Raw genomic sequence first — 18946 nt, 5'->3', positions numbered from 1 at the left:
TAGCCTTCACGCGTCACACACGTACACACCACCCCCCGTACCGGACCGCATCTGGAGGAGCCACAGAGATGGCGGAACACACCAGCTCGAGCATCACGATCGAGGCGGCACCGGCCGAGGTGATGGGGGTGATCGCCGACTTCGCGCGCTACCCGGACTGGACGGGTGAGGTGAAGGAGGCGGAGGTGCTCGACACCGACGACCAGGGCCGCGCCAAGCAGGTCCGCCTCGTCATGGACGCGGGCGCGATCAAGGACGACCAGACGCTCGGGTACACGTGGACCGGCGAGAACGAGGTCAGCTGGACCCTCGTCAAGTCGCAGATGCTGCGCTCGCTCGACGGCACGTACCTCCTGCGGCCCGTGGGCGCGGGCACCGAGGTCACGTACAAGCTGACCGTCGACGTCAAGATCCCCATGCTCGGGATGATCAAGCGCAAGGCGGAGAAGGTCATCACCGACCGGGCGCTCGCGGGCCTGAAGAAGCGGGTGGAGTCGGGCCCCACGGCCTGAAACCGCGGAGGGCTAACGTTCACCCTTATGCGCACCCTCCTCGTCACCGGCCCCGGCGGCTCCGGCCGAACCACTGTCGCCGCGGCCACCGCGCTCTCCGCCGCCCGCGAGGGCGGCAGAACCCTCCTGATCACCGCCGACCGGGTCGACACCGCGGAAGAGCAAGGCCTCACCGTCCGGCGGCTCGCCCCCGGCGAAGAGTTCCGTGACGACCTCCTGGCCCTGCAGAATCGTGCCGCCTCCGCGCTCGACCTGCTCGGCGCCGGACGCCTCGAAGGCGAGGAGCTCACCCCCCTGCCGGGCAGTGAGGAGCTGGCCCTGCTGCGCGCCCTGCGGGACGCCCGACAGGCCGCGTACGACACCGTGGTCGTGGACCTGCCTCCGGTGCCCCGCGCCCTCAGCGTCCTCGCGCTCCCCGAGCAGCTGCGCCGCTATCTCCGCAGGCTGCTTCCGCCCGAACGGCAGGCGGCCCGCGCCCTGCGGCCCATGCTCGGGCGCATCGCGGGCGTCCCGATGCCCGCCGCCTGGCTGTACGAGACCGCGGCCCGCTGGGACACCGAGCTCGCCGCCGCGCAGGCCGTGATCGAGGCCCCTGACACGACCGTCCGCCTGGTCGCCGAGCCGGGACCCGGTGGCGCCGACGCCGTGCGCGCCGCCGCCACCGGCCTCGCACTGCTCGGCCTGCGCACCGACGCCCTGCACGCCAACCGTGTCCTGCCCGATGACACCGCCGACACCTGGTTCGCCGCGCTCATCGCCCAGCAGCGCAAGACCCTGGACGAGTGGCAGGAGGCGTACGGCGAGCGCCTCATCCCGCTCCCGCACCTGGGCCGCGACCCCCGCGGCGCCGACGACCTGGCCGCTCTTTGCGTGCCCGCTCCAGCCGCAGCCCCGGAGCCCGTGCGGTGGCCCGTGGTGGACGTCCTCGCCGACGAGGGCGTACTGATCTGGCACATCCCGCTCCCCGGCGCCGTACGCGAAGAGCTCGGTCTGATCCGGCGCGGGGACGAACTCGTCGTCACCGCGGGTCCCTTCCGGCGCATGGTGCCCCTGCCGTCCGCCCTGCGCCGCTGCACCGTCGTGGGGGCCGGGCTGCGCGAGGGCGAGCTGCGGGTGCGGTTCGCGCCCGACCCGGATCTGTGGCCGCGCACACGGTGAACGGGCTACCGCCGTTCGGGTAACGTCGAGAGTACGAATGCATAGGCCGCCCTCCGCAGGAGTCTGTCCGTCATGAGCGATGCCACCGAGCGCGAAGTGCCCGAACCCGAAGCGAGCGCCGACGCCGACGCGTGGGAGCAGGCGTGCGCCGAGGACCTCGCCGCGGAGAAGGCCCGGCGCCGTGCCCAGTACGGGACGCAGCCCGGATCGGCGGGCGAGGAGCTGCGCAAGCTCGTCGACGCCGTATCGGAGAAGCTGTCCGGGCTCCAGACGCCGCTGCTCGGCGCGGTCGCGCAGGGCGCCGTCGAGCAGACCGTGCGGCAGGTCGTCCAGCAGGCGAAGGCCGCCGTCGAACCGGTCATCGAGCGCAACCCCGACGTCTTCGACCACCTCGCGGCCGCCGGCGGTGAACTGCTCGCCGCCTACCGCTCCGCGGTCGAGGGCCAGGAAGGCCGCTGGACCCGCGGCGGCGACGCGGCGAAGGGTCCCGACCCGCGGGACGAGGGCCCCGGTCCCGGTGAACACATCGACCTGGACTGACTACCCCTCGGGTACGGTTGCCCATAGCGGGGCTCGACCGAAACTGAGGGACACATGGGACTCACCATCGGCGTCGATATCGGCGGCACGAAGATCGCGGCCGGAGTGGTCGACGAAGAGGGCACCATTCTCGACACGCACAAGGTGCCCACGCCGCCGACCGCCGAAGGCATCGTGGACGCGATCTGTGCCGCCGTGTCCGGGGCCGGCAAGGGGAACGACGTGGAGGCCGTCGGCATCGGCGCCGCCGGTTACGTCGACGACAAGCGCGCCACCGTTCTCTTCGCACCGAACATCGACTGGCGTCACGAGCCGCTGAAGGACAAGGTCGAGCAGCGGGTCGGCCTGCCGGTCGTCGTGGAGAACGACGCGAACGCCGCGGCCTGGGGCGAGTACCGCTTCGGCGCCGGCGCGGGCCACGAGGACGTCATCGTCATCACGCTGGGCACCGGCCTCGGCGGCGGCATCATCATCGGCAACAAACTGCGCCGCGGACGCTTCGGCGTGGCCGCCGAGTTCGGCCACATCCGGGTCGTGCCGGACGGCCTGCTGTGCGGCTGCGGAAGCCAGGGCTGCTGGGAGCAGTACGCATCGGGGCGCGCCCTTCTGCGGTACGGACAGCAGCGCGCCAACGCGACGCCGGAGAACGCGGAGATCCTGCTCGGACTCGGCGACGGCACCGTGGAAGGCATCGAGGGCAAGCACATCAGCGAGGCGGCCCGGCAGGGCGACCCCGTGGCCGTCGACTCCTACCGCGAGCTGGCCCGCTGGGTCGGCGCGGGCCTGGCCGACCTGGCCTCGCTCTTCGACCCCTCCGCCTTCATCGTGGGCGGCGGCCTCTCCGACGAGGGCGAGCTGGTGCTCGACCCGATCCGCAAGTCGTTCCGCCGGTGGCTCATCGGCGGGCAGTGGCGCCCGCACGCGCAGGTGCTCGCCGCGCAGCTCGGCAACAAGGCGGGGCTCGTGGGCGCCGCCGACCTGGCGCGCCAGGGGTGACCTCCGGCTGATCTCGAACGAGGCCCGCTGTTCCCTTCCGGGGGCGGCGGGCCTCGGCGTGGCGGCACCGCGCGGCGCGTATCTTGATCCCCATGGTGACGCTGCCCAACTCCCGGACCGAAGACGACGGTTCAGCCGTGATCCGGGTGCTCAGTTACAACATCCGGTCCATGCGGGACGACACCGACGCGCTGGCCAGGGTCATCGCCGCCTGCGCGCCCGACCTCGTACTCGTCCAGGAGGCGCCCCGGTTCTTCCGGTGGCGCAAGAAGCTGGCGCGCCTCGCACGCGCCGCCGATCTGGTGGTGCTCTCGGGCGGTGCCACCGCGTCCGGGCCCGCGCTGCTCTGCTCGCTGCGGGCCACCGTCGAGCGGACCGAGGACGTGCTGCTCCCGCTGACGCCGGGACTGCACCGGCGGGGCTTCGCCACCGCCGTCGTGCGGTTCGGCGGCGCTCGGCTCGGCGTGCTGAGCTGCCACTTGAGTCTGCAGACCGACGAGCGGTACGAGCAGGGCGGGATGCTGCTCGACCGGCTCGCCGGGATGGGTGTGGAGCACGCGGTCGCGGGCGGCGACCTGAACGACAGGCCCAAGGGGCGTACGTTCCGCAGGCTCGCGTCGGAGCTGCGGGACTGCTGGGAGACCTCGCCCTGGGGCGGCGAGAACACCTCGACGCCCAGGGACCCGCATCAGCGCATCGACGCGATCTTCGCCACCGAGGGGGTCGAAGTCCTCGGCTGCGGTGTGCCGTTGGAGCTCGACGGGGTGCGCGAGGCGGATCTGCGGGCGGCCACCGACCATCTGCCGGTGCTCGCCGCCCTCAGGATTCCCGCGGCCGGGAAGACGGCACGCGCCTAGACGACCGCCCCGCGGCCCGGGTCGTCGCCCTCCTCGTCGTCGTCGCCCTTCATCCGCGACACCAGGGTGGCGAAGCCGCCGAGGAAGCCGCCGATGCTGAGCGTCGCGAGCCACCACGTCATCTGCCAGCCGAGCAGCACGGTGAGCAGGAGCAGCAGCGGGCCGCCGAGCACCGCGAGCCAGGCGAACTTCGCCGTGACGTCCGCGGCGGGCAGCGGCGGCGGCTCCGGCGGGACGAAGTGGCCCTCGTCGTCCGCGCCGAGGTCGTCGTCCGATGCCTCGGGGGCGTCGTAGTCACGCGGGCCGCCGATGCCGGGGGCGAAGGAGACGGAGCCGCCCAGCGTCTTCTTGGACCCGGAGTCGTCCGGGTCCTCGGGCGCCGTCAGGTTCTTGGCGCTCTCGTCGCCCGACCCGGGTGTCCCGTTCGTCTCCGGTTCGAGCAGCGCCAGGTCCTCGATGGACTTGAACGGCTTGGCGCCCGGCGGGTCGGCCGGCTCCTGGCCGTACCCCGCGACGATCGCCTGCCAGGCCGCGTCCTCGTCGATCGGCAGGCCCTTGTCCTCGGAGGGCTCCTGGCGCTTCTCCGGCTCGCGGCTCTCGTCGCCGTCGGGTTCGATTCTGTCCTGCTCAGCCACCGGTGGCCGTCCCTTCCTTACCGACACTGGGGGCGAGCCGGCCGATGAACGCGTAGCTCTCCTCGAAGATCCGGTCCGCATCGTGGTCCAACGTCGCGACGTGGTAGCTCTGTTCCAGGATGGTCTCGGTGACGTCCGTGGAGGACACCTGGCCGAGAATCCTGGCCGAGTCGGCCGGGGGCACCACATGGTCCTGCGGGCTGTGCAGCAGCAGCAACGGCTGCGTCACCTGCGGCAGTTCACGGTCGAGCCGCTGGAAGAACCGGCGCAGCGAGTGGGCGGCGTGCAGCGGCACCCGGGTGTACGCGAGCTCCTCCGAGCCCTCCAGGGCGATGTCGCTGGCGATGCCCGGCGTCGTGGGCACCAGATGCCGGGCGAACGGCAGCGCGTGCGCGGCCAGGCCGTGCACTTTGTTCGCCGGGTTCACCAGGACGAGGCCGCGCACCTCGTCGCCGTGCTTCGATGCGAGCCGCAGCGCCAGCGCGCCACCCATGGACAGACCGAAGACGAAGACCTCCGTGCACCGCTCGAGGAGCCCGCGCAGCTCACGCTCCACCTCCGCGTACCAGTCCTGCCAGCCGGTGACCTGGAGGTCCTCCCAGCGCGTGCCGTGGCCCGGCAGCAGCGGGAGCGAGACGGTCAGACCGCGGCCCGCGAGGTACTCCGCCCAGGGGCGCAGGGACTGCGGGGTTCCGGTGAAGCCGTGACAGAGGAGGACGCCGACCTCGCCGCCCTCGTGGCGGTACGGCTCGGCTCCGGGGAGGACCGGCACTTCGGTCTCCTTCGTGAGATGTGGCTGCGGGGTGGGAGTACTTCACCGTACGCGACCGGACTGACACCGACCAGGGTCGTCGGGCCCTTTGGGCTTACTGCGGGTTAAGGTCTGATCCACACTTAACAGGAGGCACACGGTTTGATCTACGGCGCAATGAAGGTCGCCATCGGAGGGCCGCTGAAGCTCGGCTTCAGGCCCTGGGTGGAAGGCCTTGAGAACGTACCCGCCGATGGACCGGCCATCCTGGCGAGCAACCATCTCTCCTTCTCGGACTCCTTCTTCCTGCCCGCGGTCCTCGACCGCAAGGTCACCTTCATCGCGAAGGCGGAGTACTTCACGTCTCCGGGCGTGAAGGGCAAGCTCACGGCGGCCTTCTTCAAGGGCGTGGGCCAGCTGCCCGTCGACCGCTCCGGCGGCCGCGGCGCGGGCGAGGCGGCCATCAAGAGCGGCATCGAGGTCCTGGAGCGCGGTGAGCTCTTCGGTATCTACCCGGAAGGCACGCGTTCGCCCGACGGGAGGCTCTACCGTGGCAAGCCCGGCGGCCTCGCGCGCGTGGCCCTCGCCACCGGGGCGCCCGTGCTCCCCGTGGCGATGATCGACACGGAGAAGATCCAGCCGCCCGGCAAGGTGATGCCGAAGCTGATGCGGCCGGGCATCAGGATCGGCGAGCCGCTCGACTTCAGCCGGTACCACGGCATGGAGCAGGACCGGTTCGTCCTGCGTGCGGTGACCGACGAGGTCATGTACGAGATCATGAAGCTTTCCGGCCAGGAGTACGTCGACGAGTACGCGACGGCGGCCAAGCGCCGGCTCACGGAGGCGGCGAAGGCCGAGAAGGAAGCGGAGAAGAAGGCGGAGAAGGCGGTCGCGGCGGCCGAGAAGGAACGGTCCGGCACGTAAGCGCGTCGCTGGGAGAGGGAGCCGGGCGCACGGGGAGCCCGCCGGGCTGCCCGAGGGGTGGGGGAGATGACCAAGCGCGTACGCGTCATGAGGATGTCGGTCGAGCAGCCGCTGTGGCGTGCCCTGACCGGCTACCGCGTACTGACGATGCTGTACGCGATCGGCCTCTTCGTGGCCGCGCACGAGAAGTTCGACCGCCCCTGGGTGGCCGTCGCGTACTACGTGGTGCTCGCGGGATGGACCTTCGGCACGCTGCCGAAGGTCGCGAACGCGGCCAGCTGCACCAAGCGGTTCCTGATCACCGACCTGACCATCGCGCTGGTCGGCATCCTGCTCACGCCGGTCGCCGACTCGCACCAGCGGATCGTCCACGACGGCCCGACGCTGCCGTCGATATGGACGGCCGGCGCGGTGCTCGCCTTCGCGATCAAGGGCGGCTGGCGGTGGGCGGCGTTCGCGTCGGCCCTCGTCGGCGTCGCCAACATCGCGCAGCGCGGCAGGCCCACCCAGGACACGCTCCACAACGTCCTGCTCGTGTGCATCGCCTCCATCGCCATCGGATACGTCGTCGAGGTGGCCCGCGCCTCCGAGCGCACCCTCGCCCGCGCCCTGGAGATCGAGGCCGCGACCCGCGAGCGTGAGCGTCTGGCCCGGGACATTCACGACAGCGTGCTCCAGGTCCTCGCGATGGTGCAGCGGCGCGGCAGCGCGATCGGCGGCGAGGCGGCGGAGCTCGGCAGGATGGCGGGGGAGCAGGAGGTCGCGCTGCGCACGCTGGTGGCGGGCGGCCTGGTCCGCACGTCGCACGAGTCGGAGGACGCCTCGATGGGGGCCGTCGTCCGCGCGGTGGAAGAGCCGGACGACGACACCGATGACGCAGACGTCTGCGACCTGCGGTCCCTGCTCTTCCCGTACGCGGGCGCCCGGGTGACCGTCTCGGAGCCGGGCGCTCCGGTCGCCCTGGAGCCGAAGGCGGCCAGGGAGCTGGCCGCCGCCGTCGGCGCTGCCCTGGACAACGTCCACCGGCACGCGGGCGAGGACGCCGGAGCCTGGATCCTGGTCGAGGACGAGCCGGACGCCGTGATCGTGACGGTGCGGGACGACGGCCCCGGCATCCCCGAGGGCCGTCTCGCCGAGGCCGAGGGCGAGGGGCGGCTCGGTGTCGCCCTGTCGATCCGGGGCCGGCTGCGGGACATCGGCGGCACGGCCGAGCTGATCTCGGTGCCGGGCCAGGGCACGGAAGTAGAACTGAGAGTCCCACGGGGGAAGGCAGGAAAGGAACGATGAACGAGCAACGACAGCAGGACGGCGCCGTCAGGGTCATGGTGGTCGACGACCACCCGATGTGGCGGGACGCGGTCGCCCGCGACCTCGCGGAGGCCGGGTTCGACGTCGTCGCCACGGCGGGCGACGGCGACCAGGCCGTGCGCCGCGCGCAGGCCGCCGCGCCCGACGTCCTCGTACTCGACCTGAACCTGCCCCTGAAGCCGGGCGTCCAGGTCTGCAAGGAACTCGTCGGCGCCAACCCCGCCCTGCGCGTCCTCGTCCTGTCGGCGAGCGGCGAGCACGCGGACGTCCTGGAGGCGGTCAAGTCCGGCGCCACCGGCTACCTCCTGAAGTCGGCCTCCACCGCCGAGCTGACCGACGCGGTGCGCCGCACGGCCGTCGGCGACACGGTGTTCACGCCGGGCCTCGCGGGCCTCGTCCTCGGCGAGTACCGCCGCCTGGCATCCGATCCGGCGCCCGGCACCCCGGACGAGCCGAAGGCGCCGCAGCTGACCGACCGCGAGACCGAGGTGCTGCGCCTGGTCGCCAAGGGACTGAGCTACAAACAGATCGCCGAGCGCCTCGTCATCTCGCACCGCACCGTGCAGAACCACGTGCAGAACACCCTGGGCAAGCTCCAGTTGCACAACCGCGTAGAACTCGTGCGGTACGCGATCGAGCGGGGTCTCGACGACGCGTGATCCCTCGGGCGACCCCTCGGGCGACCCCTCATAAGGGTGAACTCGCGTGATCAACTCCCCTGTAACGGACAGGAATTGACCATCCGGACCGTCCCTGAGTGACCTGTATCACCATTAGCGTGACTCGCATACAGGTCACTGAGGCGAAGGGACGTTTCCATGGCGGCCAAGAAAATCGGAGTACTGACCGGAGGCGGCGACTGCCCCGGGCTCAACGCCGTCATCCGGGGCGTCGTCCGCAAGGGCGTGCAGGAGTACGGCTACGACTTCGTCGGCTTCCGGGACGGCTGGCGCGGTCCGCTGGAGGGCGACACCGTCCCGCTCGACATCCCGGCCGTGCGCGGCATCCTGCCCCGGGGCGGCACCATCCTCGGCTCCTCGCGCACCAACCCGCTCAAGGCGGAGAACGGCATCCGCCGGATCAAGGAGAACCTCGCCAAGTACGAGGTCGAGTCCCTCATCGCGATCGGCGGCGAGGACACCCTCGGCGTCGCCGCGCGGCTCACCGACGAGTACGGCATCAACGTCGTCGGCGTACCGAAGACCATCGACAACGACCTGTCCGCCACGGACTACACCTTCGGTTTCGACACCGCGGTGGGCATCGCCACCGAGGCGATCGACCGGCTGCACACCACCGCCGAGTCGCACATGCGGGTCCTGGTGGTCGAGGTCATGGGGCGGCACGCGGGCTGGATCGCGCTGCACTCGGGGCTCGCGGGCGGCGCGAACGTCATCCTCATCCCGGAGCAGCGCTTCGACGTCGACCAGGTGTGTGCCTGGGTGACCTCGCGGTTCAAGGCGTCGTACGCGCCGATCGTCGTCGTCGCGGAAGGGGCCATGCCCAAGGACGGCGAGATGGTCCTCAAGGACGGCACGCAGGACTCCTTCGGGCATGTGCGGCTCTCGGGCGTGGGGGAGTGGCTGGCCAAGGAGATCGAAGGGAGGACCGGCAAGGAGGCGAGGACCACCGTCCTCGGGCACGTCCAGCGCGGCGGGACGCCCAGCGCCTTCGACCGCTGGCTGGCCACGCGCTTCGGGCTGCACGCGATCGAGGCCGTGCGGGACGGCGACTTCGGGAAGATGGTCGCGCTGCGGGGCACGGACATCGTGCGAGTGCCTATCGCTGACGCTACGTCGAAGCTGAAGACTGTTGACCCGGAGCTCTACTCCGAGGTGGGCGTTTTCTTCGGCTGATCTTCGGCTGGTCTTCGGCTGATCCCGGTGGGCGGGTGCCCTGTGTCGCCGCTTCGCGGCGGATTTCTCCCACCCGCCCACCCGTTTCCCCGCAATGCCGATCCACCCCGTCGTACCTACACTCGGCCCCATGGAGATCCTCGCCTTCGGCGTGCAGGCCGACGAGAAGCCGCTGGTCGAGAAGGCCTTCGCCGCGCACCACGACGTGCGCTGTCTGGACGTCTTCCTCACCGAGGACACCGCCCCCATCGCCGCCGGCTACGAGATCGTCTCGACCAGCGTCAACGCCGATCTCGGCAACCGTGTCCTGCAGACCCTCGCGGCGGGCGGGACGCAGATGATCGCCCAGCGTTCGACCGGGTTCAACAACATCGATCTCCAGGTGGCCGAGCGCCTCGGTCTCACCATCGCCCGCGTCTCGTACTACTCGCCGTACTCCGTCGCCGAGTTCGCCTGGACCCTCGCGATGGCCGTCAACCGCCGCATCGTCCGCGCCAGCAACCGCACCCGCGACTTCGACTTCAGGCTGGACGGGCTGATGGGCCGCGACCTGCGGGGCCGCACGGTGGGCGTGCTCGGCACCGGGAAGATCGGCGAGGCGTTCACCCGGATCGCGCACGGCTTCGGGATGCGGCTGCTCGGCTGGGACGTCGCCGAGAACCCCGCGTGCGTGGAACTCGGCATGAAGTACGTCGCGAAGGAGGAGCTCTTCGCGGAGGCCGACCTGATCAGCCTGCACGTACCGCTGCTCCCCGCGACACAGCACATCATCGGCGCCGACGCGCTGCGGACGATGAAGGACGACGCGATCCTGGTGAACTCCAGCCGCGGCGGCCTGATCGACACCGACGCCCTGGTCTCGGAGCTGCGGAGGGGGCGCTTCGCGGGCGTCGGGCTCGATGTGTACGAGGCGGAGGCCGGGCTCTTCTTCCTCGACAAGTCCCTGGAGGCCATCGAGGACGACACCCTGGCCCGCCTGGTGACGTTCCCGAACGTCGTGGTCACCTCGCACCAGGCGTACTACACCGTGGACGCGGTCGGCCAGATCATCGACACCACGCTGCAGAACGTCCTGGACTACAAGGAGGGCCGCCGCAGCGAGAACGTGCTGGTCCCGGCGGCCCCCGCCTCCTAGCCCGGTCCTAGACCAGCACCCCGGACAGCAGCTCCCGCACGATCGCCGTCCCGCGCAGCGAGAGCACCGACTCCGGGTGGAACTGCACGCCCGCGAAGCCGGGCCCCCGCAGCGCGTGCACCTCCCCGGTGCCCGTGTCCCTGCTGACCTCGATGCCGTGCGCGGCAAGTTCCAGCGCCGTCTCCTCGTCGCAGCGGGCCACGAAGCTGTTGTAGAAGCCGACCGTCTCCGGCCGTCCGAACAGGTCGATCCGCGTCTGGGCGCCCTGGTACGGGACTTCCTTGCGGACGATCTCCAGGCCCAGTTCGGCGGCCAGGAGCTCATGGCCGAGGCAGACGCCGAGGACGCCGTGGCGGTGACCGCTGATCACCTCGGCGGTCAGGGAGCGCAGGAAGGTCATCTTCGGGTCGGTGGGGTCCGACGGATCACCGGGTCCTGGCCCGATGACCAGCGGACCCTCGTGCGCCAGGGCCGCCTCCCGCAGACCCGGCTCGTCGTAGCGGCGTACGGAGACCGTGAGGCCCGACGAGCGGAGCAGATGCGCCAGCATCGCCGTGAACGTGTCCTCGCCGTCGATCACCAGGGCGTGCCCGGACAGCTCCGCCATCTGCTCCTGCATCCGCAGCCAGAACGGCGCGAGCCCGGCCCGCCGGCTGTCCAGGGCCGTTCGCACCCGCGGGTCGTCGGCCAGAGCGGGGCGTACGCCCTCGTCGCGGGGCCTGCCGGGACGCACCCCGAGGGCGGCGAGGACACCCGCCGCCTTCGCGTGCGTCTCGGCCACCTCGCCCGCCGGGTCCGAGCCCCGCACGAGCGTCGCGCCGACCGGGACCCGGAGCTTTCCGTCCGCGGAGATGTCGGCGGTGCGGATCAGGATGGGGGAGTCCAGGGTCTGGGCGCCGCCCGCGTCGCGGCCGATGAGGGCGAGGGCTCCGGCGTAGTAGCCACGCCCGCCCTCCTCATGCCGCTCGATGACGCGGCAGGCGTTCTGCACGGGCGAGCCGGTGACGGTCGCCGCGAACATCGTCTCCTTCAGGACCTCGCGCGCGTCGAGGGACGACTTGCCCCGCAACTCGTACTCGGTGTGGGCGAGATGGGCCATCTCCTTGAGCCGCGGCCCGACCACGACACCGCCCATGTCGCCGACGGTGCACATCATCTTGAGCTCCTCGTCGACGACCATCGACAGCTCCTCGGTCTCCTTGCCGTCGGCCAGGAAGCCGAGCAGGTCGTCCGCCGTGGGGCCTTCGGCCGGGTAGCGGTAGGTCCCGCTGATCGGGTTCATGACGACCGTCCCGCCGGACATCCGCACATGCACCTCGGGGCTCGCCCCGACCAGCGTCCGCTCCCCGGTGTGCACGACGTACGTCCAGTAGGCGCCCCGCTCGCCCACGAGCAGCCTGCGGAAGAGAGCCAGGGCGTCCGCCCTGCCGAATCCGGGGATCTCACCCTCGTACGTGCGCCGGATGACGAAGTTGGCGCCCTCGCCCCGCCCGATCTCCTCGCGAAGCACCCGCCCGACGATCTCCCCGTACGCGGCGTCGTCGACGTCGAAGGCCCCGCCCTTGACGCGCACGTCATGAGTGGGCAGCGCCGTCAGGGCTTCGGGGAGCGGGAGTTCGTAGGTCTCGTCGGGGGTCAGGACCGTGAGCGGCGTGCCGTCGTCGCGTACGTCGAATCCGCGCTCCCTGATCTGCCGGAAGGGGATCAGGGCGAGGCCCTCGTCGGGGATGTCGGCGAGCCGGTCGTACGAGGCGACCGCGCCGATCAAAACCTCGACCGTGTCGTGGTCATGGCCGGGCGTGCGGCGGCGGAGCACGGCGAACGGACGGTCGTCCGTCAGCAGCCCCGCGAGCGGGTTCGGGATGTCCATCGGGTCTTCCATCGGGTTTGTTCCTTCTCACTCGGAGAGGAACGGCCCGCCCCGGAGAACCCGCTCCGGAAAACACTGAAGGCCGCCCCTCGGGCGGCCTTCGCGAGTCTCGATACGCGCAGAATCAGTGGGCCGCCGGATGAGCGGGCCACCACCAGTTACGAGTCGTCGTCTGCGCGTGCATGGTCCGCACCCTAGCGCATCATCAGGATGTCCAGGGCCTCGTCCAGATAGGCGCCGAACTCGTCGACGGTGGGCAGCGCCGACGGCACCGCGTGCCCGAGCTGTACGTGCCCCAGATAGACCGTGTACGCGAGCAGCCCGCGGCGCCGGGCCTCCGGCTCGGGGAAGCCGAGCCCGGCGAAGAGCTCGGCGACGTACGCCACCCGGCGCTCGGTCACGCGGCGCAGGGCCGCGGCGACCTGGGGGTGCCCGGCCGTCGCGAGGAGGGCCACCTCCAGTGAGCCGGAGGTGGCCGACGCGATGGCCTCGCCGAAGAGGAGACGGACGCGCCGCCGGGGGTCGGGCTCGGCCTCGACCTCCTGGATCATCTCCTCGGTGCTGGTCTCCGCCCAGCGGTCCAGGGCGGCCTCGATGAGGGCGTCACGGTTGGCGAAGTGCCAGTAGAAGCTCCCCTTGGTGGTGCCGAGCCGGACGGCGAGGGGCTCCACCGCGACGGCGGCGATACCGCCCTCGCCGATCGCGGTGAGGGCGGCGTCCGCCCAGTCCTGAGCGGTGAGCCGGGGCTTCGTCGCGGGCTTCTTCTGCTGCCGTTGCGCCATGACCGTACGGTACCGTATGGTCGACCATACGCCAGCGTATGGAGGTTCGTGATGAGCGCGGTAGTCAATGAACACGAGCGCGTGATCAAGGCTCCGGCGGAGGTCGTGGGCGCCCTGCTCGACCGGCTCTCCGCCGACGACGACCCCCTCTTCCCGACGCCGGCCTGGGCGGCGATGGCCTTCGACCGCCCGCTCGGCGTGGGTGCGACCGGCGGCCACGGCCCGGTCCGCTACAGCGTCACGGAGTATGAGCCGGGGCGCCGTGTGCGCTTCGCCTTCACGCCGCCGGACAACGGCTTCCACGAAATGACCGTCGAGCCGATGGGGGAGGGGCGCTGCCGCGTTCGCCATGTCCTGGAGACCGAACTCCTCGGCAGGAACCGCCTGTTGTGGCCCGCCGTCGTCCGGCCCCTGCACGACACGGTCATCGAAGAGGTCTTCGACAACGTCGAGCGGGCCGCGGCGGGCGGCTGCGCCCGCCCCGTCCGGTGGTCGCCCAGGGTGCGGCTCTACAACCGGCTCATGTGGAGCCGCCCCGAGACGGTCGGTATCCCGGAGGCCGCCCAGCTGATCCGTACCGCCGTGGACCGCCCCGGCTACGAGGACGCGTATCGCATGGAGCTGCTCCCGGGGCAGCTGCGCGACCCTGAGGCCTGGACCGGCATCCTGCGCGACGCCTTCCCGGTCATCGCCCGCGAGGGCGACGAGCTGCTCCTCGAAGTGGAGGTCCGGGGCCTGACGGCGCGCGCCTCGATCCTGGTCGACGAGCGGTACGTCACCCTGAGCTCCACCGTGCGGACCGACACCCTGCGCGGACGGATCTACTGGGCTGTGGTGAAGCAGGCCCACCCCTTCATGGCCCGTCTGATGCTGCGCCGCACGCACCGCAAGCTCGCCCTGGCGACACCGGCCGCCGGTGAGCGGGATCTCGAGCGCCGGCGCTCGGCTGTGTCGGGTCCGTCTCACTTGGTGAGCGGGTGAATGGACGGCGGACATCACCCCGTAATGTTGTGAGGGTGACCGTGAACGCTAAGACCACCCCTAACGGTGGCAACACCTGGCGAGACCTTCCCGCGGCGCAGCAGCCTGAGTACCCCGATGCCGAGGCTCTGCGCGATGTGATCGCGGACCTCGAGTCGTATCCGCCGCTCGTCTTCGCGGGCGAGTGCGACCAGCTGCGCGCCCGACTGGCCTCCGTCGCCAAGGGAGAGGCGTTCCTGCTTCAGGGCGGCGACTGCGCCGAGGCCTTCGACGCCGTGTCGGCCGACCACATCCGAAACAAGCTGAAGACGCTGCTCCAGATGGGCGCCGTCCTGACGTACGCGGCCTCCGTGCCCGTCGTGAAGGTCGGCCGCATCGCGGGGCAGTACTCCAAGCCGCGCTCCAAGGGCACCGAGACCCGCGACGGCGTGACCCTGCCGACGTACCGCGGCGACTCGGTCAACGGCTTCGACTTCGACGAGAAGTCCCGCGTCCCGGACCCCGAGCGCCTCAAGCGGATGTACAACGCCTCCGCCTCGACGCTCAACCTCGTGCGCGCCTTCACCACCGGCGGTTACGCCGACCTGCGCCAGGTGCACGCCTGGAACCAGGACTTCGTGAAGTCGTCCCCGTCGGGTCAGCGGTACGAGCAGCTGGCGCGCGAGATCGACAACGCGCTCAACTTCATGCGCGCCTGCGGGACGGACCCGGAGGAGTTCAAGACCGTCGAGTTCTACGCCTCGCACGAGGCGCTGCTCCTCGACTACGAGTCGGCGCTCACCCGCGTGGACTCGCGCACCGGGCGTCTTTACGACACCTCGGGCCACATGGTCTGGATCGGTGAGCGCACCCGTCAACTGGACGGCGCGCACATCGAGTTCGCCTCCAAGGTGCGCAACCCGATCGGCATCAAGCTCGGCCCGACGACGACCTCGGAAGAGGCGCTGCAGTACATCGAGCGCCTCGACCCGGACCGTGAGCCCGGCCGCCTGACCTTCATCGTCCGCATGGGCGCGGACAAGGTCAGGGACAAGCTCCCGGAGCTGGTCGAGAAGGTCACCGCCTCCGGCGCGACCGTCGCCTGGATCACCGACCCGATGCACGGCAACACCTACGAGGCGGCCTCCGGCCACAAGACGCGCCGCTTCGACGACGTGCTGGACGAGGTCAAGGGCTTCTTCGAGGTCCACAAGGCGCTCGGCACCCACCCGGGTGGCATCCACGTCGAGCTCACCGGTGACGACGTCACCGAGTGCGTGGGCGGCGGCGACGAGATCTTCGTCGACGACCTCCACCAGCGCTACGAGACGGCCTGCGACCCGCGCCTGAACCGCAGCCAATCCCTGGACCTGGCGTTCCTGGTGGCGGAGATGTACCGCGACCAGTAGGTATCGGTAGGTATTCCCGCACGACGCGGCGGTGGGGCACGGATCCATGTGATCCGTGCCCCACCGGCGTATCAGGGCTTTTGTGGACCTCGGGGCGTGGGTAAGGTTAGGTTAGCCTCACCGTTCATCGGGACGGCGCCGCCGATGAATCCTGCCCGGGAGGTGAACCGCGTGTACGTCTGCAACTGCTTCGGAGTCACCGAGGCGCAGGTGAAGCAGCACGCGGCCGACGGCGCCTGCACGCCCCGCCAGATAGCGTCCGCCAGCAAGGCGGGCACCGACTGCGGTTCGTGCGTACGGAGCATCCAGGCACTCCTGGGCCGGGGCGCGTGCCCCCGCAGGCAGCTTGCCGACCAGGGCGAGCCCGTCCTCACCGGCCTGGACGCGACCCTGGACACCGGCCGTGACACCGGCCTGGACGAGGCCGCCTAGCTCGCCGCAGGGTGTCTAGCTCTCCGGCTGCTCGATGAGCTGCGCGATGTAGAGCGGCTCGCCCAGCTTCTCGACCAGTTCGAGCTGGGTGTCGAGATAGTCGATGTGGTGCTCCTCGTCCTCGAGGATCGACTCGAAGATGTTCGCGGAAGTGATGTCCCCCTTGCCGCGCATCACCTCGATGCCGCGCTTGAGGCGGTCGATCGCCTCCGCCTCGATCTGCCGGTCCGCCTGGAACATCTCCGTGACGGTCTGACCCACGCGTACGTGGAAGAGCCGCTGGTAGTTGGGCAGGCCGTCGAGGAACAGAATCCGGTCGGTCAGGATCTCCGCGTGCTTCATCTCGTCGATCGACTCGGACCGGGTGTACTTGGCGAGCTTGGGCCAGCCGAAGTTCTCCTGCATCTTGGCGTGGAGAAAGTACTGGTTGATCGCCGTGAGCTCGGCGCTCAGCTGCTCGTTGAGAAATTCGATGACCTCGGGGTCGCCCTGCATCGCAGAGGCTCCTTCCACGTGGTAACTGGGCAGGTTCCGCGCATCCTTGCACCGGTGCGAGAGGCCGTCCAGTAAGTGCACGCTTAGTAGGAGTTGCCCCAATCAGCGTCCGGGCGGCCTCCATCGGCGGCCTCCTGGTCACGTCCACCTACCCGGGTCTGTCAGGATGGACACATGGGTCAGTCGGCGGATCGCGCATCTCGGGAAGCAGTGGAGCCGGAGCTCCCACCGGGGCAGCGACTTCAGCGGGGCTGGCCGGTCACCCACTACGGTCCGGTGCCGAAGTTCCGCCCGGAGCGCTGGGAGTTCAGGGTCTTCGGGGCCACCGCCGACGGTGCCAAGCACTGCTGGACGCACGAGGAGTTCTCGGCTCTTCCGTACGCCACCGTGGTCGGCGATCTGCACTGCGTCACGAAGTTCAGCATGCTCGGCGCCGAATGGGGCGGTGTCCCCGCGCGGGCGCTGGTCGAGATCGCCCCGCCGGCGCCGGACGCCACCCACGTGATGGTCTGGGCCGAGTACGGCTTCAGCTCGAATCTGCGCATGGACGACTTCCTGGACGAGCGCACGATCTTCGCCACCCACAAAGGGGGCGAACTGCTGACCGCGGAGCACGGATTCCCCCTGCGGCTCGTGGTGCCCCATCTGTACGCGTGGAAGGGACCCAAGTGGGTCCGCGGCGTCGAGTACATGACCGCCGACCGCCGCGGCTTCTGGGAGGAGCGCGGCTACCACAACGTGGGCGACCCCTGGACCGAGCAGCGCTACTCCTACCAGGAAGAGCCCGGGGACGGCCCCGAGCTCTAGTCGTGGCTCTTGTCAGTGGTGGTACTGATGCACCACCGCGTGGCCCTTGCCGCGGCCGATCATCCACTTGTTGACCGGGACGGTGATCACGAAGGCGGCGGCCAGCGCGATCGCGAGGATGTACCAGAACATCGGGTCCGCCGGGTGGGCGTCCATCGCCCCCGGCCAGAGCGCGATCACGCCGTTGTCGATGAGCTCCATCACTGCGATGGACAGGGTGTCCGCGGCGAGCGCTACCCGGAACGCCGTCCTGAAGTCGACGCCCGCCTTGAGGATGCCGCGCAGCGTCAGGGCGTAGCCGAAGAAGAAGGCCAGGGTGATCGCGAGGATCATCGTCTGTACGTTCCCCCAGCCGAGCGCGGTGCCGATGACCATGCCGAGGATCTCGCCGATGGCGCACCCGGTGAGGCAGTGGAGGGTGGCCTGCGCCGCCATGCGCCAGCTGACCTTGCCCATGCCGTGCGTGTGACCGTCGTGCGCGTGCTCGTGGTGCGCGTGCTCGGCGTGCGTGTCGTGACCGTGCTGCATGAGAATCCCCCGACGTCGGACAACGGTTCCTGCCGCCTGGCAGGAACCGTATACCCCTGGGGGGTATTCCTCAAGGGATCTCAGAGGCTTCTGGGGCTGCTAGACGCTCCGGAGCTCCTTCAGCCGTGCCACGTCCGTCGCGTGCCCCTCCTTGCCGCCCGGGGTCTCGATGATCAGTGGCACGTTCTCGGTCGCCGCGTGTGTCATCAGCTCGCGGAAGGGCTCCTCGCCGATGTGACCGGTGCCGATGTTCTCGTGGCGGTCCTTGTGGGCGCCGGCCACGTCCTTGGAGTCGTTGGCGTGCACCAGCTTCAGGCGGCCCTCGCCGACGGTGTCGACCAGGAGGTCCAGCGTCTGCTTCATGCCGCTGGGGCCGGTCAGATCGTGGCCCGCCGCGAAGATGTGGCAGGTGTCGAGGCAGACGCCCAGCTTCGGGTGGGCGTCGAGGGCGTCGAAGTAGGGGCCGAAGTCCCAGGTGCGGGAGCAGAGCGAGAAGCCCTGGCCCGCGGTCGACTCCAGGAGGAGATAGGGGTCGTCGTCGTGCGTCAGCTCGTCCAACAGCGGCAGCATCCGGTCGCGCACCTGCCGCAGCGCGACGGCGCGGTCCCGGCCGCCGGTCGCGGAGCCGGTGTGCACGACGACCCCCAGCGCGCCGATGGCGCGGGCCCGGCGCAGCGAGTGGCGCAGCGACTCCACGGACTTCTCTACGGTCGCCTCGGTGTGCGACCCGAAGTTGATGAGGTAGGGCGCGTGGACGTACGCGGGTATTCCCTCGGCGGCGCAGGCCGCGCGGAACTCCTCGTCCTGCTTCGGGTTGCCGGGCGGAGTGGCCCAGCCGCGAGGATTGGCCACGAAGACCTGGACGGCCTCGGCTCCCAGGTCACGGGCGTACGAAAGCCCCACGGACGCGAGACCGCCGGCCACGGGGACATGGCTGCCGACGGGGTTGCGTGACGAGGCGCTGAAGGAATCGGTGCTGGGGGAGTCGATG

22 protein-coding genes are annotated in these 18946 nt (G+C 70.5%); 14 read left to right on the top strand and 8 right to left on the bottom strand.

All coding sequences use genetic code 11. The features are described from left to right. Positions 1 to 68: 68 nt before the first annotated feature. The 5 genes from ACIBCK_RS01985 (at position 69) to ACIBCK_RS01965 (ending at position 4063) form a co-directional block, all read left to right on the top strand. Positions 69 to 512, top strand: a complete 444-nt coding sequence (locus tag ACIBCK_RS01985; RefSeq protein WP_399386139.1) for an SRPBCC family protein — start codon at positions 69 to 71, stop codon at positions 510 to 512. 27 nt (positions 513 to 539) lie between these two features. Further along, the gene (locus ACIBCK_RS01980) at positions 540 to 1670 is read left to right on the top strand and encodes an ArsA family ATPase (RefSeq protein WP_399386138.1); all 1131 of its coding nucleotides are present in this window, start codon (positions 540 to 542) and stop codon (positions 1668 to 1670) included. A 72-nt stretch (positions 1671 to 1742) separates the two neighbouring features. Further along, positions 1743 to 2210, top strand: coding sequence for a DUF5304 domain-containing protein (locus ACIBCK_RS01975; RefSeq protein ID WP_399386137.1), 468 nt, complete (start codon positions 1743 to 1745; stop codon positions 2208 to 2210). Between the two features lie 54 nt (positions 2211 to 2264). Continuing rightward, entirely contained in the window at positions 2265 to 3206 is a 942-nt protein-coding gene (locus tag ACIBCK_RS01970) for an ROK family glucokinase (protein WP_367041057.1), read from the top strand. Between the two features lie 92 nt (positions 3207 to 3298). Then, positions 3299 to 4063 (top strand): endonuclease/exonuclease/phosphatase family protein, encoded by a 765-nt coding sequence (locus tag ACIBCK_RS01965; protein WP_399386136.1) that lies wholly within the window; start codon positions 3299 to 3301, stop codon positions 4061 to 4063. Here the strand turns inward: ACIBCK_RS01965 and ACIBCK_RS01960 are convergent. Beyond that, positions 4060 to 4779, bottom strand: coding sequence for a hypothetical protein (locus ACIBCK_RS01960; RefSeq protein ID WP_399386135.1), 720 nt, complete (start codon positions 4777 to 4779; stop codon positions 4060 to 4062). The two genes, ACIBCK_RS01965 and ACIBCK_RS01960, sit on opposite strands and share 4 nt — an antisense overlap. After that, positions 4691 to 5470, bottom strand: coding sequence for an alpha/beta hydrolase (locus ACIBCK_RS01955; protein ID WP_399386134.1), 780 nt, complete (start codon positions 5468 to 5470; stop codon positions 4691 to 4693). The genes ACIBCK_RS01960 and ACIBCK_RS01955 overlap by 89 nt, the downstream gene beginning before the upstream one ends. A 156-nt stretch (positions 5471 to 5626) precedes the next feature. Here ACIBCK_RS01955 and ACIBCK_RS01950 point away from each other — a divergent pair, with 156 nt between their 5' ends. From ACIBCK_RS01950 to ACIBCK_RS01930, 5 genes are all read left to right on the top strand, one after another. Continuing rightward, positions 5627 to 6373 (top strand): lysophospholipid acyltransferase family protein, encoded by a 747-nt coding sequence (locus tag ACIBCK_RS01950; RefSeq protein ID WP_367048932.1) that lies wholly within the window; start codon positions 5627 to 5629, stop codon positions 6371 to 6373. A 66-nt stretch (positions 6374 to 6439) separates the two neighbouring features. After that, the gene (gene macS / locus ACIBCK_RS01945) at positions 6440 to 7660 is read left to right on the top strand and encodes a MacS family sensor histidine kinase (RefSeq protein ID WP_399386133.1); all 1221 of its coding nucleotides are present in this window, start codon (positions 6440 to 6442) and stop codon (positions 7658 to 7660) included. Next, on the top strand, positions 7657 to 8340 hold the full coding sequence (locus ACIBCK_RS01940; protein WP_399386132.1) for a response regulator: 684 nt from the start codon (positions 7657 to 7659) through the stop codon (positions 8338 to 8340). Before macS ends, ACIBCK_RS01940 begins: the two co-directional genes overlap by 4 nt. Positions 8341 to 8499: 159 nt before the next feature. Beyond that, positions 8500 to 9537, top strand: coding sequence for a 6-phosphofructokinase (locus ACIBCK_RS01935; RefSeq protein ID WP_399386131.1), 1038 nt, complete (start codon positions 8500 to 8502; stop codon positions 9535 to 9537). Positions 9538 to 9667: 130 nt separating this feature from the next. Then, positions 9668 to 10672: a 2-hydroxyacid dehydrogenase gene (locus ACIBCK_RS01930; protein ID WP_399386130.1), complete on the top strand. Its 1005-nt coding sequence runs from the start codon at positions 9668 to 9670 to the stop codon at positions 10670 to 10672. Positions 10673 to 10679: 7 nt separating this feature from the next. On the opposite strand, the gene ACIBCK_RS01925 is transcribed toward ACIBCK_RS01930, so the two are convergent. The 3 genes from ACIBCK_RS01925 to ACIBCK_RS01915 all read right to left on the bottom strand — a co-directional run bounded on the left by ACIBCK_RS01925 (position 10680) and on the right by ACIBCK_RS01915 (position 13324). Continuing rightward, positions 10680 to 12554 carry an anthranilate synthase family protein gene (locus tag ACIBCK_RS01925; protein ID WP_399386129.1) on the bottom strand — a complete coding sequence of 625 codons (1875 nt, stop codon included), beginning with the start codon at positions 12552 to 12554 and terminating at the stop codon, positions 10680 to 10682. Between the two features lie 112 nt (positions 12555 to 12666). Beyond that, on the bottom strand, positions 12667 to 12726 hold the full coding sequence (locus tag ACIBCK_RS01920; RefSeq protein ID WP_106977022.1) for a trp operon leader peptide: 60 nt from the start codon (positions 12724 to 12726) through the stop codon (positions 12667 to 12669). A 10-nt stretch (positions 12727 to 12736) separates the two neighbouring features. Beyond that, complete coding sequence (locus tag ACIBCK_RS01915; RefSeq protein WP_399386128.1) at positions 12737 to 13324, bottom strand: TetR/AcrR family transcriptional regulator; 588 nt, start codon at positions 13322 to 13324, stop codon at positions 12737 to 12739. Positions 13325 to 13375: 51 nt separating this feature from the next. Between ACIBCK_RS01915 and ACIBCK_RS01910 the strand changes: the two genes are divergently transcribed. From ACIBCK_RS01910 to ACIBCK_RS01900, 3 genes are all read left to right on the top strand, one after another. Beyond that, the gene (locus ACIBCK_RS01910) at positions 13376 to 14305 is read left to right on the top strand and encodes a DUF2867 domain-containing protein (RefSeq protein ID WP_399386127.1); all 930 of its coding nucleotides are present in this window, start codon (positions 13376 to 13378) and stop codon (positions 14303 to 14305) included. 35 nt (positions 14306 to 14340) lie between these two features. After that, positions 14341 to 15693 carry a class II 3-deoxy-7-phosphoheptulonate synthase gene (locus ACIBCK_RS01905; RefSeq protein ID WP_399386126.1) on the top strand — a complete coding sequence of 451 codons (1353 nt, stop codon included), beginning with the start codon at positions 14341 to 14343 and terminating at the stop codon, positions 15691 to 15693. Between the two features lie 144 nt (positions 15694 to 15837). After that, positions 15838 to 16125, top strand: a complete 288-nt coding sequence (locus ACIBCK_RS01900) for a bacterioferritin-associated ferredoxin (RefSeq protein ID WP_399386125.1) — start codon at positions 15838 to 15840, stop codon at positions 16123 to 16125. A gap of 15 nt (positions 16126 to 16140) precedes the next feature. Here ACIBCK_RS01900 and bfr read toward each other — a convergent pair whose 3' ends face one another. Further along, the gene (bfr, locus tag ACIBCK_RS01895; RefSeq protein ID WP_399386124.1) at positions 16141 to 16620 is read right to left on the bottom strand and encodes a bacterioferritin; all 480 of its coding nucleotides are present in this window, start codon (positions 16618 to 16620) and stop codon (positions 16141 to 16143) included. A gap of 174 nt (positions 16621 to 16794) precedes the next feature. Between bfr and ACIBCK_RS01890 the strand changes: the two genes are divergently transcribed. Beyond that, complete coding sequence (locus tag ACIBCK_RS01890; protein WP_399386123.1) at positions 16795 to 17427, top strand: sulfite oxidase-like oxidoreductase; 633 nt, start codon at positions 16795 to 16797, stop codon at positions 17425 to 17427. Between the two features lie 12 nt (positions 17428 to 17439). Here the strand turns inward: ACIBCK_RS01890 and ACIBCK_RS01885 are convergent, their stop codons facing one another. Together ACIBCK_RS01885 and ACIBCK_RS01880 are read right to left on the bottom strand one after the other, a co-directional pair. Next, positions 17440 to 17955: a DUF4396 domain-containing protein gene (locus tag ACIBCK_RS01885; protein WP_399386122.1), complete on the bottom strand. Its 516-nt coding sequence runs from the start codon at positions 17953 to 17955 to the stop codon at positions 17440 to 17442. Between the two features lie 99 nt (positions 17956 to 18054). Beyond that, positions 18055 to 18945 (bottom strand): deoxyribonuclease IV, encoded by an 891-nt coding sequence (locus tag ACIBCK_RS01880; RefSeq protein WP_399387186.1) that lies wholly within the window; start codon positions 18943 to 18945, stop codon positions 18055 to 18057. Between the last annotated feature and the right edge of the window lies 1 nt (position 18946).

It is taken from the genome of Streptomyces sp. NPDC051218, assembly GCF_044455475.1.
GTDB lineage: Bacteria > Actinomycetota > Actinomycetes > Streptomycetales > Streptomycetaceae > Streptomyces.
The sequence above is the reverse complement of the archived record's forward strand: the minus strand, read 5'-3'. Positions and strand labels throughout refer to the sequence as shown.

Coding starts and splice junctions, on each gene's coding strand:
- bfr (WP_399386124.1), bottom strand. CDS start 16,620: ATGCAGGGCGACCCCGAGGTCATCGAATTTCTCAACGAGCAGCTGAGC.
- ACIBCK_RS01965 (WP_399386136.1), top strand. CDS start 3,299: ATGGTGACGCTGCCCAACTCCCGGACCGAAGACGACGGTTCAGCCGTG.
- ACIBCK_RS01930 (WP_399386130.1), top strand. CDS start 9,668: ATGGAGATCCTCGCCTTCGGCGTGCAGGCCGACGAGAAGCCGCTGGTC.
- ACIBCK_RS01885 (WP_399386122.1), bottom strand. CDS start 17,955: ATGCAGCACGGTCACGACACGCACGCCGAGCACGCGCACCACGAGCAC.
- ACIBCK_RS01900 (WP_399386125.1), top strand. CDS start 15,838: ATGAATCCTGCCCGGGAGGTGAACCGCGTGTACGTCTGCAACTGCTTC.
- ACIBCK_RS01970 (WP_367041057.1), top strand. CDS start 2,265: ATGGGACTCACCATCGGCGTCGATATCGGCGGCACGAAGATCGCGGCC.
- ACIBCK_RS01985 (WP_399386139.1), top strand. CDS start 69: ATGGCGGAACACACCAGCTCGAGCATCACGATCGAGGCGGCACCGGCC.
- ACIBCK_RS01950 (WP_367048932.1), top strand. CDS start 5,627: ATGAAGGTCGCCATCGGAGGGCCGCTGAAGCTCGGCTTCAGGCCCTGG.
- ACIBCK_RS01975 (WP_399386137.1), top strand. CDS start 1,743: ATGAGCGATGCCACCGAGCGCGAAGTGCCCGAACCCGAAGCGAGCGCC.
- ACIBCK_RS01980 (WP_399386138.1), top strand. CDS start 540: ATGCGCACCCTCCTCGTCACCGGCCCCGGCGGCTCCGGCCGAACCACT.
- ACIBCK_RS01925 (WP_399386129.1), bottom strand. CDS start 12,554: ATGGAAGACCCGATGGACATCCCGAACCCGCTCGCGGGGCTGCTGACG.
- macS (WP_399386133.1), top strand. CDS start 6,440: ATGACCAAGCGCGTACGCGTCATGAGGATGTCGGTCGAGCAGCCGCTG.
- ACIBCK_RS01915 (WP_399386128.1), bottom strand. CDS start 13,324: ATGGCGCAACGGCAGCAGAAGAAGCCCGCGACGAAGCCCCGGCTCACC.
- ACIBCK_RS01890 (WP_399386123.1), top strand. CDS start 16,795: ATGGGTCAGTCGGCGGATCGCGCATCTCGGGAAGCAGTGGAGCCGGAG.
- ACIBCK_RS01910 (WP_399386127.1), top strand. CDS start 13,376: ATGAGCGCGGTAGTCAATGAACACGAGCGCGTGATCAAGGCTCCGGCG.
- ACIBCK_RS01940 (WP_399386132.1), top strand. CDS start 7,657: ATGAACGAGCAACGACAGCAGGACGGCGCCGTCAGGGTCATGGTGGTC.
- ACIBCK_RS01935 (WP_399386131.1), top strand. CDS start 8,500: ATGGCGGCCAAGAAAATCGGAGTACTGACCGGAGGCGGCGACTGCCCC.
- ACIBCK_RS01960 (WP_399386135.1), bottom strand. CDS start 4,779: ATGCGGACCGGATCTTCGAGGAGAGCTACGCGTTCATCGGCCGGCTCG.